General features: G+C 69.2%; 15 protein-coding genes. 13 read left to right on the plus strand and 2 right to left on the minus strand.

Features of this window, described 5'->3' with window-relative positions; all coding sequences use genetic code 11:
• Window positions 1–32 precede the first annotated feature (32 nt).
• The 12 genes from AB0J62_RS05140 (at window position 33) to AB0J62_RS05195 (ending at window position 13,535) form a co-directional block, all read left to right on the plus strand.
• Entirely contained in the window at window positions 33–824 is a 792-nt protein-coding gene (locus AB0J62_RS05140; RefSeq protein WP_363864581.1) for a thymidylate synthase, read from the plus strand.
• A complete protein-coding gene (locus AB0J62_RS05145) occupies window positions 821–1,276 on the plus strand; it encodes a dihydrofolate reductase (RefSeq protein WP_363864583.1) in 456 nt (151 codons plus the stop codon). The genes AB0J62_RS05140 and AB0J62_RS05145 overlap by 4 nt, the downstream gene beginning before the upstream one ends.
• A gap of 121 nt (window positions 1,277–1,397) precedes the next feature.
• Window positions 1,398–2,657: a toxic anion resistance protein gene (locus AB0J62_RS05150; protein WP_134107413.1), complete on the plus strand. Its 1,260-nt coding sequence runs from the start codon at window positions 1,398–1,400 to the stop codon at window positions 2,655–2,657.
• Window positions 2,658–2,688: 31 nt separating this feature from the next.
• Window positions 2,689–3,285 (plus strand): hypothetical protein, encoded by a 597-nt coding sequence (locus AB0J62_RS05155; protein WP_363864586.1) that lies wholly within the window; start codon window positions 2,689–2,691, stop codon window positions 3,283–3,285.
• The gene (locus tag AB0J62_RS05160) at window positions 3,282–4,688 is read left to right on the plus strand and encodes an AAA family ATPase (RefSeq protein ID WP_363864588.1); all 1,407 of its coding nucleotides are present in this window, start codon (window positions 3,282–3,284) and stop codon (window positions 4,686–4,688) included. The genes AB0J62_RS05155 and AB0J62_RS05160 overlap by 4 nt, the downstream gene beginning before the upstream one ends.
• Window positions 4,685–6,013, plus strand: a complete 1,329-nt coding sequence (locus tag AB0J62_RS05165; protein WP_363864590.1) for a hypothetical protein — start codon at window positions 4,685–4,687, stop codon at window positions 6,011–6,013. The genes AB0J62_RS05160 and AB0J62_RS05165 overlap by 4 nt, the downstream gene beginning before the upstream one ends.
• Window positions 6,010–7,014, plus strand: a complete 1,005-nt coding sequence (locus tag AB0J62_RS05170) for a glutamate ABC transporter substrate-binding protein (RefSeq protein ID WP_363864592.1) — start codon at window positions 6,010–6,012, stop codon at window positions 7,012–7,014. Before AB0J62_RS05165 ends, AB0J62_RS05170 begins: the two co-directional genes overlap by 4 nt.
• Window positions 7,011–8,126, plus strand: a complete 1,116-nt coding sequence (locus AB0J62_RS05175) for a hypothetical protein (RefSeq protein ID WP_363864594.1) — start codon at window positions 7,011–7,013, stop codon at window positions 8,124–8,126. Before AB0J62_RS05170 ends, AB0J62_RS05175 begins: the two co-directional genes overlap by 4 nt.
• Window positions 8,123–10,462, plus strand: coding sequence for a tetratricopeptide repeat protein (locus tag AB0J62_RS05180; RefSeq protein ID WP_363864596.1), 2,340 nt, complete (start codon window positions 8,123–8,125; stop codon window positions 10,460–10,462). The genes AB0J62_RS05175 and AB0J62_RS05180 overlap by 4 nt, the downstream gene beginning before the upstream one ends.
• Window positions 10,447–11,511: a PP2C family serine/threonine-protein phosphatase gene (locus tag AB0J62_RS05185; RefSeq protein WP_363864598.1), complete on the plus strand. Its 1,065-nt coding sequence runs from the start codon at window positions 10,447–10,449 to the stop codon at window positions 11,509–11,511. The genes AB0J62_RS05180 and AB0J62_RS05185 overlap by 16 nt, the downstream gene beginning before the upstream one ends.
• Window positions 11,512–11,526: 15 nt before the next feature.
• Window positions 11,527–12,804 carry a VWA domain-containing protein gene (locus AB0J62_RS05190; RefSeq protein WP_363864600.1) on the plus strand — a complete coding sequence of 426 codons (1,278 nt, stop codon included), beginning with the start codon at window positions 11,527–11,529 and terminating at the stop codon, window positions 12,802–12,804.
• Window positions 12,801–13,535 (plus strand): FHA domain-containing protein, encoded by a 735-nt coding sequence (locus AB0J62_RS05195; RefSeq protein WP_363864602.1) that lies wholly within the window; start codon window positions 12,801–12,803, stop codon window positions 13,533–13,535. Before AB0J62_RS05190 ends, AB0J62_RS05195 begins: the two co-directional genes overlap by 4 nt.
• On the opposite strand, the gene AB0J62_RS05200 is transcribed toward AB0J62_RS05195, so the two are convergent.
• Window positions 13,532–13,993: a hypothetical protein gene (locus AB0J62_RS05200; RefSeq protein ID WP_363864604.1), complete on the minus strand. Its 462-nt coding sequence runs from the start codon at window positions 13,991–13,993 to the stop codon at window positions 13,532–13,534. The two genes, AB0J62_RS05195 and AB0J62_RS05200, sit on opposite strands and share 4 nt — an antisense overlap.
• A gap of 87 nt (window positions 13,994–14,080) precedes the next feature.
• Window positions 14,081–15,019, minus strand: a complete 939-nt coding sequence (locus AB0J62_RS05205) for a GNAT family N-acetyltransferase (protein WP_363864606.1) — start codon at window positions 15,017–15,019, stop codon at window positions 14,081–14,083.
• A 256-nt stretch (window positions 15,020–15,275) separates the two neighbouring features.
• Between AB0J62_RS05205 and AB0J62_RS05210 the strand changes: the two genes are divergently transcribed.
• Window positions 15,276–16,256, plus strand: a complete 981-nt coding sequence (locus AB0J62_RS05210) for a glycoside hydrolase family 6 protein (RefSeq protein ID WP_363864608.1) — start codon at window positions 15,276–15,278, stop codon at window positions 16,254–16,256.
• Window positions 16,257–16,271 lie beyond the last annotated feature (15 nt).

Here is a 16,271-nt window from a genome sequence, read left to right on the forward strand (position 1 = left end):
CCGCGAGTCTGCCAGGGCTGTAGGTTGGCACCATGCAGCAGTACCTGGATCTTCTTCGGCATGTGTTGGACAACGGGGCGGAGAAGGGCGACCGGACCGGGACCGGCACGTTGAGTGTGTTCGGGTACCAGTCGCGGTACGACCTCACCCAGGGCTTCCCGGCGGTGACGACGAAGAAGCTGCATCTGCGGTCGGTGATCGGGGAGCTGATCTGGTTCCTCAGCGGCTCGACGAACGTCAAGTGGCTGCACGAGAACAACATCTCGATCTGGGACGAGTGGGCCGACGCGGACGGTGAGTTGGGCCCGGTCTACGGCTACCAGTGGCGCTCCTGGCCGACGCCCGACGGCCGGCACATCGACCAGATCGCCGAGGTGATCGAGTCGATCAAGAACAACCCGGACTCCCGCCGCCACATCGTCAGCGCATGGAACGTGGCCGATGTGGACGACATGGCGTTGCCGCCCTGTCACACCATGTTCCAGTTCTACGTCGCGGACGGCCGGCTCTCCTGCCAGCTGTACCAGCGGTCCGCCGACATCTTCCTGGGCGTGCCGTTCAACATCGCGTCGTACGCGCTGCTGACCCACATGGTCGCGCAGCAGACCGGGCTCGAGGTCGGCGACTTCGTGCACACGCTCGGCGACGCGCACCTGTACCTGAACCACCTCGACCAGGCGCGCCTGCAGCTGACCCGCGAGCCGCGCCCGCTACCGACGCTGAAACTCGCCAAGCGCGACTCGATCGACGGCTACGAGATCGCCGACGTCGAGCTGGTCGGCTACGACCCGCACCCCGGGATCAAGGCGCCCATCGCCGTATGAGCGTCATCCTGATCGCCGCGGTCGGCCGCAACGGCGTGATCGGGCGGGACAACGACCTGCCCTGGCGCATCCGCGAGGACCTCCAACGGTTCAAGCAGCTCACGCTCGGCCACACGCTCGTCATGGGCCGCAAGACCTACGACTCGATCGGCCGCCCGCTACCGGGCCGCCGTACCGTCGTCGTCACCCGCCAGCCCGACTGGTCCGCCGACGGCGTCGCCGTGGCCCACTCCCTCGACGAGGCCCTCCAGTACGACGGCACGCTGTACATCGCCGGCGGTGGCGACATCTACCGCCAGGCCCTTCCCCGCGCCCACGCCCTCGAACTCACCGAGGTCGACCAATCCCCCGAGGGTGACGTTACGTTTCCGCCGCTCACCCCGGCACACTGGACCGAAACCGCCCGCGAACCCCGCGACGGCTTCAGCTTTGTTAGTTACCGCCGCAGCTAACAACGAGTAGGCAACAGGGCAACCATCGGGACCTGGAACCGACTAGATTGTGTGCGCGTCACGGAGGTGACAGGGCGCGGGCGCGGGGACGCTTCGCGGAGGCCACCGGAGGGGAACGACGATGACCGAGGCAGACAACACAGCAGGCGCCGCTCAAGCGGCCGCGGCGCAGGCGCCGTTGCAGCCGCCCACGGCTACCGCGCCAGGGCTGATACTGACCGCTCCGCCGCCGTCACAGCCTGTTGCCGAGACGGCCGCGCCCAGCATGGCGCCCGCTGTCGACCCGGCCGCGCTGCCGGGGCTGGACGCGAAGGTCGACACGTTCCTGACCTCGCTGATGGCGGCCGAGCCGCGGTCGCCGGAGTTCGCGGCGAAGGCGAGTGACGTCCGCAGCATGGGTGACGTCGACATCCGCGCCGCGGCCGAGAGCTCGAACCGGTTGCTGCAGCAGCCCGTGAAGGCGTTGCAGAGCGGCGGTCTGTCGGAGGGCTCGACCGTCGGCAAGACCCTGCTCGAGCTGCGTCGTACGGTCGAGGACCTGGACCCGAAGGAAGCGACGGGGCCGAAGAAGCTGCTCGGGATGATCCCGTTCGGCGACAAGATCGAGGACTACTTCCGCAAGTATCAGAGCGCGCAGAGCCACCTCGAGGGCATCCTGCACAGCCTGCGCAACGGCCAGGACGAGCTCGGCAAGGACAACGCCGCGCTGAACCTGGAGAAGCAGAACCTCTGGGACGCGATGACCCGGCTGAACCAGTACGTGTACGTCGCCGAGCGGCTCGACGCGCGACTGTCCGCGGCGATCGCGGAGCTCGAGGCGACGAACCCGGACAAGGCGAAGGCGTTCCGCGAGGACGTGCTGTTCTACGTCCGCCAGAAGCACCAGGACATCCTGACCCAGCTGGCCGTGTCGATCCAGAACTACCTGGCCATCGACATCGTGATCAAGAACAACATCGAGCTGATCAAGGGCGTCGACCGCGCCTCGACCACCACGGTCTCGGCGCTGCGTACGGCGGTCATCGTCGCGCAGGCGCTGGGCAACCAGAAGCTCGTGCTGGACCAGATCACCGCGCTGAACACGACCACCAGCGGCATGATCGAGCGCACCTCGCAGATGTTGCGGGACAACTCGGTGGCGATCCAGCAGCAGGCCGCGTCGGCGACGATCGGGCTGCCGCAACTGCAGGCCGCGTTCGCGAACATCTACGCGACCATGGACGCGATCGACACGTTCAAGGTCGAGGCCCTGGACAACATGGCCGCCACGATCGGCACGCTGGAGACCGAGGTGACCAAGTCCCGCAGCTACCTGGACCGGGTCGCCCAGCAGAACCAGCAGGTCGTGCACGGCAGCCTCGACCTGAACCTGGGTCGCTGATTCCGGCCTCGGCCGGTGGACGGGAAACTGCATGGCACTCGGTGACTTCTTCGCGCGGCTGACCGGTCGCAAGCAGGAAGCGCCCGAACCTGCTGCGGTCTCCCGTCCGCCGACCACCGAGGACCTGCTCGCGTCCTTGGTCCGTGTCGAGCAGCTGGTTGCCAACGGCGCCGTACCGGCCGTCGTCGCGTCGCGGGTCGGCCGGGTGATCCGCGTCGTACGGGAGACGATCCCGCGGCTCGGGAACCTGGGCGGCAGCGCACAGGCGTACTCCGTGATGGCGACGGCGACCGACTACTTGCCGGAGGCGATCGGCGGCTACCTGCGCCTGCCGCGGCAGTGGGCGGACACCCGGCCGGTCGACCGGGGCAAGACCTCGCTGATGATCCTGATCGACCAGTTGGACCTCTTGGCCGCGACGATGGACAAGGTGTTCGACGCGGTGAACCGGGCCGACGCGGCGGCATTGATCGCCCACGGCAGGTTCCTGCAGGAGAAGTTCGGCACCGGCTCCACCGGCGGCGGCCTGGCCCTCGGCCCGACCGAATCAACCCCGCCACCGGACCTCGGGCCGAGCACAGGGCCGGCGGGACCATTGGCACCACCACCTGGACGAGGAGGGTCATGAGCACCGCGGGGGGACTACAGGAGGCGCTGTCCGGCTTGCTCACCGTCGCAGCCCGTGCCGGGGTCGTGGAGGAGCAGGCCCGCGCCGAGGCGCTCTCACTCGCCGCCGCGCTGGCAGAGTCCGCGCCTGGTGCGCCTGCTGACTGGGCGAAGGCGGTGCCGGGTGGGACGACACAGGACTTCTTCGACGCAGCGGTTCGCGGCCGACGCTGGCGTGGTGCTCCGACCGCCGTACTCACCGAGCTGATCGCCAGCAGTTCCCCGGAGAAGGCGGCGTACGCCGAAGCACTCGCCGAGATCGCGTCCGCTGCGTGCACGCTAGGCGAGCCGACCATGCGGGTAGTCGGCAACGCGTCGGTGGCGGCCGCTGCACAGCTACAGGCCGCGGGTGCTCGTCCGCTCCAGACCACTCCCACTCCGACAACTCCAGCCGCTCCAGTTGCTGCAACTGCTGCCCAGCCGGCGGAAGTACCGGTTCCGGAGAAGACGGTTGAGGAGCTGCTGGCTGAGCTGGACGAGTTGACCGGGCTTGCTCGGGTGAAGCGGGAAGTGCATCGGCAGGTCGCCGTACTGCGGGTCGAGAAGCTGCGGACCGAGGCGGGGCTGAAGAGTCCGACCATCACGCGCCACCTGGTGTTCGTGGGCAATCCGGGGACCGGAAAGACGACCGTCGCGCGCTTGGTCAGCGGGATCTACAAGGCACTCGGGTTGCTGTCCAAGGGGCAGCTGATCGAGGTAGACCGGTCGGAGTTGGTCGCCGGGTACCTCGGGCAGACCGCCACCAAAACGGCTGAGGTGGTCGCGTCCGCCGCCGGTGGTGTGCTGTTCATCGACGAGGCGTACAGCCTGACGGCGGGTGACACCGGCGCCGACCAGTACGGGCGGGAGGCCGTCGACACGCTGGTCAAGGAGATGGAGGACCGGCGCGACGACCTGGTTGTGATCGTTGCCGGGTACCCCGAGCCGATGGAGGCGTTCATCGCCGCGAACCCGGGGCTGGCCAGCCGGTTCCGGACCACGATCGAGTTCGAGAACTACACCGACGACGAACTGACCGACATCCTCACCGGGCTCAGCGAAGCGGCCGACTACGAGCTGGTCCCCGAGTCGCTGGACAAGTTCCGGGAGATCCTGGTCGCGACGCCGCGGGACAGCTCGTTCGGCAACGGCCGCTTCGCCCGCAACGTCCTCGAGGCCGCCATCGGCCGGCACGCCTGGCGCCTTCGCGACGTCACGGCACCAACCACGGACCAACTGCGTCAGATCCTCCCGGAAGACCTCACCGACGAGCCCGACCAACCCCCCGAGCCCGACCAGCCCGCCGACGCCGAGCGGGCCGATGAGTCCGAGCGGGCCGCGAGGCCAGAGGTAGCAGACCAGTCCGAGCAAGGAGATCAGGCGTGACCCAGACACAGAGTGCGCCGCCCGCGACCTGGTCGCCCCCAGCGCCGCCGGCGGGTACGACGCAGCCGGCCGCCCGGACCGCGAGCCGCCGCAACGCGATCGCCCAATGGTTCGAGGGCACCCCGGGCCGCATGCGCGCCTTCCTCATCCTTGCCGCGGTTGCCAGCATCCTGTTCGGCATTGCCGCGGCCCAGGGCCACGCCCAGTCCAACGGCGCTCTCGAGCGAGCCGAAGCGAACGCAGCCCAACTGGTCCGGATCCAAGGGATCCACACCAACCTGGTCAGCGCCAACGCCGACGCCACCAACGCCTTCCTGGTCGGTGGTCTGGAGCCACCTGCTCAGCGGCAACACTTCGTCGACTCGATGGCCGCGGCCGCCCGGCTGATCTCCGAGGCGTCGACCGCCCAGCCCGCCGACCAGAACGTCCTCGGCCAGCTGAACACGACACTGATCACCTACAACGGCCTCATCGAGCAGGCCCGCGCGAACAACCGGCAGGGCCTCCCGATCGGATCGCAGTACCTCAAGGACGCGAACGCCGTCCTGCAGGACGACTCACTCCCACTGGTGAACGCGCTGGTCCAGGCCAACCAGAAGCGGGTGGACGACGAGTTCGACGGTGTCAGCCACGGGACCATCTGGGTCCTCGTCGGCGGCCTGCTCGCCCTTGTGGTCTTCGGGATCACGCTGCGCTGGCTGGCTCGGCGTACGCATCGCTATCTGAACATCCCGATCGTGGTCGGCGCCGCGCTCATCCTGATCGTCACGATCATGGGCGGCGTCTCGCTCTCGTCGGCGTCCGGTGCCGCGTCCGACACCCGGTCCGACGCGTACGCGAAGACGTTGGCGTTGTCGACGGCCCGGATCGCGGCGTACGACGCACGCTCGAACGAGAGCCTGACCCTGATCGCCCGCGGCTCCGGCGACGCCTTCGACAAGGCATTCAACGACGCGGCCCGCGTGGTCGACGACCAACTCGGCAAAGCAACGGGTACGACGGACGGTCTGCAGGGCCTGTGGGGCAAATACAAGGACGTGCACAAGAAGGTCCGGGACGCTGACGCTGTCAAGGGCAACTGGGACGGAGCTGTCGACATGGCGGTCGGTGCGACGAAGACCGGGGACAACTCGGTCGCGACGTTCGGTGCCTTCGACAAGCAGTCCGCCAGCCAGCTCGAGACCACCAGCGAGGACGTCTCGGACCGGTTGTCCGATGCCCGCGGCAGCATCCGCCTGTTCGGCTGGCTAGGCCTCCCGATCGGCATCCTCGCCGCCCTACTCGTCGCCTGGGGCATGTCACAGCGCCTGGAGGAGTACCGATGAAAAAGCTCATCCCACTCGCTGTCGCGAGCGCGCTTCTCCTCACTGGCTGCGGTTCCGGCAACTACGCGGCCACCCAACTCCCGGCCGAGCCGGCACCGACGCAGGCGTCGACGGCACCGTCGACCACCACACCGTGCAGCAAAGAAGGGGAGCTGGCGTCATACGCGCCGAACGAGAACACGCCGGCGCCCGGCGGCGTGATGCCCGCGGGCAGCTACATGGAGAAGATCAAGGATCGCGGCCGGCTGATCGCGGGTGTTTCGGCTGACAGCCTGCACCTGGGATCCCGGAATCCGTTGACCGGGCAGATCGAGGGCTTCGATATCGACATGATCAATATGGTCGCCGACGCGATCTTCGGCCCGCCCGCGCCGGGCCAGGCCCACAAGGTCGAGCTGCGGGTGATCTCCAGCCCGCAGCGGATCCCATCGCTGCAGAACAACACGGTCGACATCGTCGCCCGGAACATGACGATCAACTGCGCCCGCTGGCAGCAGATCGCGTTCTCCGCCGAGTACTACCGCTCCGGTCAGAAGACGCTGGTCCAGCGGGATTCTCCGGCTAAGAAGACGGAGGACCTGGACGGCCAGACCGTCTGCGCTCCGGCCGGGTCGACCAGCCTCGACAACCTGAAGAAGAAGAACCCGGCGGTCAAGCCGATCACGGCCGACTCGGACACCGGCTGCCTGGTGCTGTTCCAGCAGGGCAAGGCGCAGGCGATCAGCGGTGACGACACCGTGCTGGCCGGTGACGCCGCGCAGGACCCCTACGCCAAGATCCTGCCGGAGCGGTTCAGCGACGAACCCTACGGCCTCGGCATCAACAAGAAGAACGTGGACTTCGTCCGGTTCGTCAACGCCGCCCTCGCGCAGATGAAGACCCCCGGTCCTTCAGGCATCAGCGCGTGGATGGCGTCGTACAACAAGTGGCTTGGTCCTGACCTGGGGCCGCTGAAGGCTCCGCCGAAGGCGATCTACGGCCGGGTCCCGGTGAAGCAATGACCGTACGTACGCCGACGGTCTCGGCGCCGGTGCCGCCGGGGAGGATGGGGAGCAGTGTTCCGGCGACGGAGCTGTTGCCCTTTCTCGGTGCGCTCGGGGAGTGGCGGGATCGGCGGAAGGCTGAGCTGGACGAGCTCGACCAGGCTGCGTTGCATTCGCCGGACGCGGATGCGTTGAGTGCGGATGTCGTGCTCAGCATGACCGTGTGGAAGGCCGTGTCGGACCGGTACGAGTTGATGCTGGTGACGTGGGACTCGGGCCGCGTCGGACCGACCGAGACCGAGCGCATCTCCGCCCTGATCTGGGGCGGTCTGGATGCCGGCGGCGCGGGCGGATCGCTCGCGGTTTCGTTGCCCGAGGCATGTAAATTGTCGGACGCACTGGCGGCGACGCTCCGCGCCAAGCTCGCGCTCGAGCCCGGTGACGCCGACCTGGCCGCGCGGCTGCGGCAGCTGCGGGCACAGGTCGAGCGGATCAGTGACCTGGTGAAGCTGGAGCCGGCCAACGTCCGCGACCAGGCGCTCGCGCAGCACCACGACCTTGATCGCCGCCTGACGGATCTTGCCGACCGCAACAAACGCGGCGCGGACATCGGCGGTCTGATCGGGCCGTTCGAGATCGACGCCGCCCGCACCGAACGCGACCTGATCGTCGGCGCCGCCACCCGCAAGGAACGCGCCGCCGACGTCGCCCGGGCGCGGACGCTGCGCGGCGAGCTCGAAGCGCAAGGTACTGCGGTCCGCGCGCTCGCGGACAAGGCGGTCGCCACGGTCACGCCGGCCCCGCGTCTCGCCGTACCGGATGTCACCGCGCTGGGGCCGGTGCCCAACACGCCGTCCGAGCTCGAGAAATACCTGACCCGGCTGGACGCCGTACGGCGGGCGCTCGGGCAGGCGCAGGCGGCGTACGGCACCGCGCTGGGGAAACGTGACGAGCTGACCCAACTGCTGGACGCCTATCAGGTGAAGGCGGCAAGTGTTGCCAAGGGCAACGAAGATCTCGCCGAGTTGTACCGGCGCGGCCGAGCGGTGATCGAGGCGGAGCCGGTTGACCTGGCTCGCCTCGGTGCACTGGTAGCGGCCTACCAGGCCTACCTGGAGGGGACGAAATGACGACCTGCACTCAACCGGGCTGCACCGGCTCCATCGTCGACGGGTACTGCGACGTCTGCGGCTCCCCCGCCGCGCCAAGCCAAGCCGCGAGCGCACCGGCGGCCGGTGCCTGCACTCAGCCCGGCTGCACCGGTACGTACGTCGACGGCTACTGCGACGTCTGCGGGTCCCCCGCCTCGTCCACGCCCAGCGCTGCCGCCCCGGACCCGGACCCGATCAGCTCGGTCTCGACCGTCTCGCGCGCGTCCAACCGCCTGGCCTCCACACCGCTCGGCTCCGCACGTGCCGCCCAGGCCGGCTCCAAGCTGACCCGCAAACTCGGTACGTCGTCCACCCGCCTGCGCGGCGCACGGCTCGGCGCTGGCCTGACGCACGTGCCGTCGATCCCCGCGATCGACGCCAGTCAAGCGATCCTCGCCAACCCGATGGTCCCCGAGGACCGCCGCAACTGCCCAAACTGCGGCAACGCGGTCGGCCGCTCCCGTGACGGCCAGCCCGGCCGGACCGAGGGTTTCTGCCCGCACTGCCGCAGCCGGTACTCGTTCTCGCCGAAGCTGAAGGCCGGCGACCTGGTCGGCGGGCAGTACGAGGTGCGCGGTTGCCTCGCGCACGGCGGGTTCGGCTGGATCTACCTGGCCCAGGACCGCAACGTGTCCGACCGCTGGGTGGTGCTGAAGGGCCTGCTGAACTCCGAGGACCCGGACGCCGTCGCGGCCGCGATCGCGGAGCAGCAGTTCCTGGCCCGCGTCGAGCACCCGCTGATCGTCGAGATCTACAACTTCGTCACCCACGACGGCGCCGGCTACATCGTGATGGAGTACGTCGGCGGCACCTCGCTGAAAACGTTGCTCAAGCAACGGATGACCGCCAACAACGGCCAATACGACGCGCTCCCGATCGACCAGGCCATCGCGTACCTGCTGGAGATCCTGCCCGCGTTCTCGTACCTGCACGACCTCGGCCTGGTGTACTGCGACTTCAAGCCGGACAACATCATCCAGGTCGGCGACGCGGTCAAGCTGATCGACCTCGGTGGGGTCCGCCGGATCGACGACCTCGACTCGGCGATCTACGGCACGGTCGGCTTCCAGGCGCCCGAGGTGGCGGAGGTCGGCCCGTCCGTTGCCTCCGACATCTTCACGCTCGGCCGGACGCTGTGCGTGCTGGCGATGGAGTTCCGCGGCTACCAGGGCCGGTACGTCGACTCGCTGCCGCCGGTGGCCGAAGTACCGCTCTTCCAGAAGTACGACTCGGTGTACCGCCTGCTGGCGAAGGCGTGTGCAAAGGACCCGGCGGACCGCTTCCAGTCCGCGGACGAGTTCCGCGTACAGCTTCTCGGCGTACTGCGTGAGGTCGTCGCGGACAAGCAGGGCGTCAAGGCTGCCCAGCACTCCGCGTCATCGCTGCTCTTCGGCACTCCGGGTGACAAGTCGACCGGACTGGGCGACACGGTCGAGCCATGGCAGCAGCTGCCGTCGCTGGTGCCCGACGAGAGCGACAAGATGGCAGGCTGGTTGAAGACGGTCAGCGTGCCGGACGCGGCCAAGCGACTCGAGCTGCTGATCGACGCGCCGGAACAGTCCGCGCAGACGCTGCTGGAGGTTGCAGAGGCCGCGCTGGAGGTAGGACCCGAGCGGTACGACATGGTCGACACTGCGGTCGCCGACCTGCTCAACGCCGACCCCTGGGAGTGGCGGGCTGTCTGGATGGCCGGACTGGTCGCTCTTGCTCGCGGCGACTCAGCCGCTGCGCAGTCCGCGTTCAACGCGGTCTATGGTCAAGTGCCAGGCGAGCTGGGGCCGAAACTCGCGCTGGCGATCGCCTGCGAGCACAGCGGCGAGTACGACGTTGCCGAGGGCCTCTACCTGACCTGTGCGCGCACGGACGCCAACTACATCGCACCGTCCGCGTTCGGCCTGGCCACGATCCGTACGTCGCGCAACGACCTCGACGGGGCGCTCGGCGCGCTGGACCTGGTCCCCCGCACCAGCGGCGCGTACGTGCGGGCCCGTCGCCAGCGAGCCGGTCTGCTGGCAGGATCGGGGCGTGGCCTTCCCGCGCTCGCCCAGGCGATGGACAGCATCACCGCGCTGACCATCGACCCGGTCGACCGGGCAAACCTGGCCGCGGACGTGTTCCGGACCGCGCTGGCCGAGGTCCAGCAGTCCGGTCCGCAGGAGGCTCTGCGGATCGACGGGCGGGCGGCGACCGAGTCGGACCTGCGGGACGGGCTGGAGGCGACCTACCGGTTGCTGGCCGACCAGGCCGAGACCCGCCCGGAACGGATCGCCCTGGTCGACCAGGCCAACGAGGTTCGAGGATGGACGTTGCGATGACGAGTACGACCGAGACGGTCTGCCCCAGCTGTGGCGAACCGGTGTCCGAGGCCGATCGCTTCTGCGAGGCCTGCGGCGCCGAGCTCACCCCGGCGACCACGCCGAGCTCGACAGCGCTGGACACCGATACCGAGCCGACGATCGAGATCACCGCGGCCACGGTCGAGGAGACCGGTCCGTGCAAGTCCTGCGGCGGCACCATCGCCGCCGACGGGTACTGCGAGACGTGCGGCACCAAGGCTGCGAAGCCGCGGGACCACTTCGAGGAGCAGCCCGCGCCGTGGGTGGCCGGCGTCTGCGACCGCGGCATCCGGCACAGCCGGAACGAGGACGCGATGGCGATCGCGGCGGACGCCGAGCCGGGCAGCCGGGCGTTGCTCGTGGTCTGCGACGGCGTGAGCTCCTCGCTGGACTCCGACGTCGCGTCACTGGCCGCGGCGCGGGCAGCGTGCGAGGTGCTGCAGGCCGGGCACGCTCAGGGTCTCGGCACCGAGTCGTCCCGGGGCAGTGCGATCGCGGCCCGGCTCAAGGCGGCGGCCGACGCGGCGAGTGACGCCGTACTCGACAACACCAGTCCGGACAGCCCGAACCCGGCGTCCTGCACGTTCGTGGCGGCTGTCCTGGAGGACGGGCTGCTCGTGGCAGGCAATGTCGGTGACAGCCGCGCGTACTGGTTCCCGGACGAGGCCGAGGCGGTCGCGCTGACCGTCGACGACTCGTGGGCGGCCGAGCTGATCGCCACCGGGATCTCGCGCGAGGAGGCCGAGTCCGGCCCGCACGCGCACGCGATCACCCGCTGGCTCGGTAAGGACGCGCCGGACCACACACCCCGGACCACGACGCTGCACGTGACCGGGCCGGGCTGGCTGGCAGTCTGCTCGGACGGTCTGTGGAACTACTGCTCCGAGGCGGCACCGCTGGCCGACCTCGTCCGTCAGACAGCTGCGGCGTGTGGTGGCGAGCCGAGGGCCACCGCGTCCGCACTGGTCGACTGGGCCAACGCCCAGGGCGGCCAGGACAACATCACCGTCGCGCTCGCACGCATTTAAGGAAAGGGACCCGAGATGGCCGACTTCACCGCCAGCGTCTACCAGAACGAGTTCCTGCCCGACGGCGGGACCGACGTACACGCGATCGTCACGGTGAACTGCACCGGCGCCGGCGCGGCCGGGCAGTCCGGTAGCGGAGACGCGGGCGAGATCATCATCGTCGACACGTCCGGCTCGATGGGCCGAGACGGCGTACAGGCCGCGGCGTACGCCGCACAGACCGCGCTCGACCAGATCCTCGACGGGGTCTGGTTCGCGGTGATCTCCGGCAACGACCGGGCGCAGCTCGCGTTCCCGCCGTCCTCGGAGCCGGTGATGGTCCGGATGGACCCGTACACCCGGCAGGCGGCCAAGGACGCGGTCTCCCGCTTCTACGCCGACGGTGGTACGGCGATGGGCACCTGGCTGCGGCTGGCCTCGCGGGTCTTCGCGACCGTTCCGTCGCTGTCCCAGAAGCACGCGATCCTGCTGACCGACGGCGAGAACCAGCACGAGACGCCGGAGGCGCTGACCCAGGCGATCGAGTCGGTGACCGGTCAGTTCCAGTGCGACACCCGCGGCGTCGGCGTGGCCTGGCAGGTGGACGAAGTACGGCGGATCGCGCAGGCACTGCTCGGTACGGTCGACATCATCCCGGCGCCCGACCAGTTGGCCGCGGAGTTCTCCAAGCTGATCCAGAACGCGATGAGTCGCGGTGTCGCCCAGGCGGACCTGCGGGTGTGGGCGCCGCAGGGCGCCGAGGTGCTGTTCGTACGGCAGGTCGCGCCGACGGTCGAGGACCTGACGTCGCGTCGTACGGCAATCAACCCGCTCACCGGCTCGTATCCGACCGGCTCGTGGGGTGACGAGTCCCGCGACTACCACGTGGCGATCCGACTGGCTGCGAAGGCGATCGGGCAGGAGCAGCTGGCCGCCCGCGTGCAGTTGGTGATCGGCGACCAGACCGTTGCCCAGGGCCTGGTCAAGGCACTGTGGTCGGCCGACGAGGCGCTCACCACCCGCATCAGCCCGGAGGTCGCGCACTACACCGGGCAGACCGAGCTGGCGCAGGCGATCCAGGACGGTCTGGCCGCCAAGGCTGCCGGCGACACGGCGACCGCGACCACGAAGCTGGGCCGGGCGGTGCAGCTCGCGGCCGCGACCGGCAACGAGGAAGCGACCACGCGGCTGCGCAAGGTTGTCGACATCGATGACCAGGAAACGGGTACGGTGCGGCTGAAGCGGACCGTGGAGAAGGCCGACGAGATGGCACTCGACACGGCCTCCACCAAGACCACCCGGGTGAAGAAATGACCGTCAACTGTCCGAGTGGGCACCCGTCCACCTCGACCGACTACTGCGACGTCTGCGGGCTGCCGATCGGCGCCGCCGCCACGCCGGCGGCAGCCGCCGTACCGGCGCCCGCTGTCGCAGCGCCTGGTCCGGCTGCCACGCCGGCTCCGGCCCCGGCCGGTCAGTCGTGTCCCAACTGCCAGGAGCCGGCGTCTGCCGACGCGCTGTTCTGCGAGAACTGCGGCTACGACTTCACCACCGGCACCATGCCGCGAGCCGCGTCGCCGCTGGACCTCTCTTCGGCCGGCCCGACACCGCCGGCGCCGCCCGCTGCCGTTGCGGAGTGGGTCGTCGAGCGGTGGGTCGACCCCGACTGGTACGCCGTACAGCAGAGCGACGACCCGTGTCCGTCGCCTGGACTGCCGACGGTGATCCCGTTGACCGAGAAGAGCCTGCTGATCGGCCGTCCGTCGCGCAGCCGCAACATCCACCCGGAGATCGACTGCGGTGACGACACGGGTGTCAGCCGTCGCCAGGCGCAGCTCACCACGGACGGCCAGCGCTGGTGGGTCGAGGACCTCCAGTCCTCCAACGGCACGTACGTCGCCTCGGCCGCCGGCCCGCTCCCGGAGGACCCGATCATTCCCGGCCAGCGCCAGGAGCTGAACCCGGACGACCGCATCTATGTCGGCGCGTGGACCCGTCTCGTCGTACGCAAGGCCACCCCGGAAGAACAGGCCGGCCAGGCCTAGGACGCCGCGCCGGCCTGTGGCTCCCGGGTCCAGGCCGGCGACGGGTTGAAGCACAGCCATTCGATGACGGTCGAGCCGACGACGATCGGGATCGCCCAGGTCCAGGGGTGCTGCGGGAGGCTGACGACCGCGACCGCCGTCCAGAGCGCGATCCAGCCTCCGCCGTACCCACGCAGGACGCCGCGGTACCAAAGTCCGCCGGGCGCCTCCGCGGAGCGCTGGCCGAGGTAGACGAACAGGTACGACGCGATCGTGATCGGCCAGAAGTACCAGAGCCGGCCCCAGTCGTACGGGACCATCACGAGTGCGGTCAGGCAGACCAGCGCGATCGTCCAGTGGTAGACCTCGCCAGCCCAGTTCAGCCCGCGCCGGCGCAACGTCAGCACGATCGCGAGCGGGCCGAACAGCACGGCGAGAATGCCCGCCGCCACATGCAGAATCAGCGCGATGTCACGCATCGCAGCGACTCCCCCGCTGCCCTAACTGACATGTCAGGGAGCATAGGACGCGAGGTCGTCGCTCGTCTGCACCTCGGCCGGGCGAGTTCAGCTCTGCGGGAAGGACAGCACCCGACGGACTGCGAAGTTCCGATATCTCATGCGTTCAAAGGACTTCGCCATCGGAACGTTGCCGAAGTCCGTGTCGGCCCTGATGTGCTCGGCGCCCCGCTCGGCGTGTACGTGGGTGATCTCGGCCAGCAGTTCGTCGATGTACCGGTGACCGCGGTGCTCCGGCTGGACGCCGAGATACCCGACCGTCGGGCCACTCGCGTTCGCGGACGGGATCGCGAACCCGATGAGCTTGCCCTCCTCGTTGTACGCCAGCCGCCACCAGGCCCGGTCGCTGTTCGGCATCGCCTTGTACAGGTCGAGTTCCTCGCGGGCCGCGGCCTCGACACCGACCCTGGCGATCTCCCGCGCCGTGGCGGCATCCAGACTGCCCTGGCTGACCTGCATGAAGACGTCGACGAACGCCTCGTCGTCGGCCGGCTCGAACCGCAGCCGCGTCGACCGCTTCGGCAGTCCGTACTCCGGCCTCCACTCGTACCGCAGCCGGTCGGTGACCGCGGTCAGCCCGGCCGCCGCGGCCGCCTGCGCCCGCGGCTCGAGGCCCGCGACGACGTCCGGCTGCTCCTGCCAGTCGCTGTCCAGGAAGAAGTGGTACTCCGGTTGCTCGGCATCGGCCGGCCTCGATGCGAGGGCGTGCTTGATCAGGTCGGTCCACGCCGGGACCGGATCGCCGTCGCCGGCGTAGTACAGGCCGTCGATGCTGAACGGCAGCTCCTCGCCAGGAGCGCCCCACCAGATCGCGAGGGCCTGGATCACGCCGTTCTCCTCGACGACCCAGGTCCAGTCGTCGCGGTAGTAGCCGTCGGCAACATATTCGACGTACCGCTCGTGGGTGACGGTGTTGACGGACTTCTGCTGCTCGATCAGAGCAAGGATGGTGTCGAGGTCGGCCTCGACGGTGTTGCGAATCGTCACAGATCCTCCAGCAGGAGGCGCGGATCCGCTCAGTGCGAGCTGTGGGAGCGGGTCGGCTGCGCCGGGAAACAAGTCAGTGTGCTCATCGGTCGCTCCTTCCACTCCTGGATCGGTCTCGCCGCGCCAGACTCTAAGGTGCCGACGGGGTCATAGTCCACCTGTTATTCACAGCCGGGATGACGAATGGCTGAGCCTCTGAGAGTAGTCTCATCGGCACGTTGAGTGATCACTCCGTGGATGGAAGGGCGCCTCACCGATGCCGACTCTGCGAGCGGGCCGTGCAGGCCGCCGTACTGGCCGATTGCTAGCTGCGGGTCTGTTGCTGTCCGCCGCGCTGCTCGCCTTCGGCCGGCCCGAGACCGGGCTCGCCGAAGCGACCGGCGATCCGCTGAAGCTGACCAACGGGTTCTACGTCGACCCCGGATCAGCCGCGGCGGCCTATGTACGACGGCATCCCGAGGACACCGAGCTCGCGTCGAAGATCGCCGGGCAGGCGTCGGCCCGATGGTTCGGCACGTGGAGCGGGGACGTGAAGGCGGCTGTTGCGGCGTACACGATGGCTGCGGACCGGGCCGGCAAGCTGCCGGTGCTCGTCGCGGACAACCTGCCCGGCGGACCGTGCGGTGTCGGCGGTGGCGCGGCGTCCGAAGCGGCGTACCGGAGCTGGATCGCGGGCTTGTCGGACGGGATCGGCGTACGGCCGGCCGTCGTGGTGCTCGAGCCCGATGCGCTGGCGCGACTCGACTGCTTCCCACCGACGGAGTGGGACGGCCGGATCGCAATGCTGAAGTACGCCGTGGGGCTGCTCGCGGCGAAGAACGTGAATACCTGGGTGTATCTGGACGCTGGGAACGTCGGGTCCGGGGACGCGAAGGAGATGGCGCGGCGGTTGCGCCTTGCCGACGTCGGGAAGGTGCGCGGGTTCGCGCTGAACACTGCGAACTACTTCACGACGTCCGATTCGGTCAGCCGCGGCACGGCGATCCTTCAGGCGCTCGGCGGTGGCTCCCACTTCATCGTCGACACCAGCCGGAACGGCAACGGCTCCGACGGCAGCTCCTGTAACCCGCCCGGCCGCAAACTAGGCACTCCCCCCGCCAGGTCCACCTCCCCGGTAGACCTCGAGCTCTGGCTCCGCACCCCCGGCGAATCCGACGGCCCCTGCGGCCTGGCCCCCACCCTCCCCGTCCGAGCCTTCTCCGCGGTACTCGCCCACCACCTGATAACCGGCACCTGAACAAACAGCAAGCGG

It is taken from the genome of Kribbella sp. NPDC049584 (genome assembly GCF_040675555.1).
Classification (GTDB): Bacteria; Actinomycetota; Actinomycetes; order Propionibacteriales; family Kribbellaceae; genus Kribbella.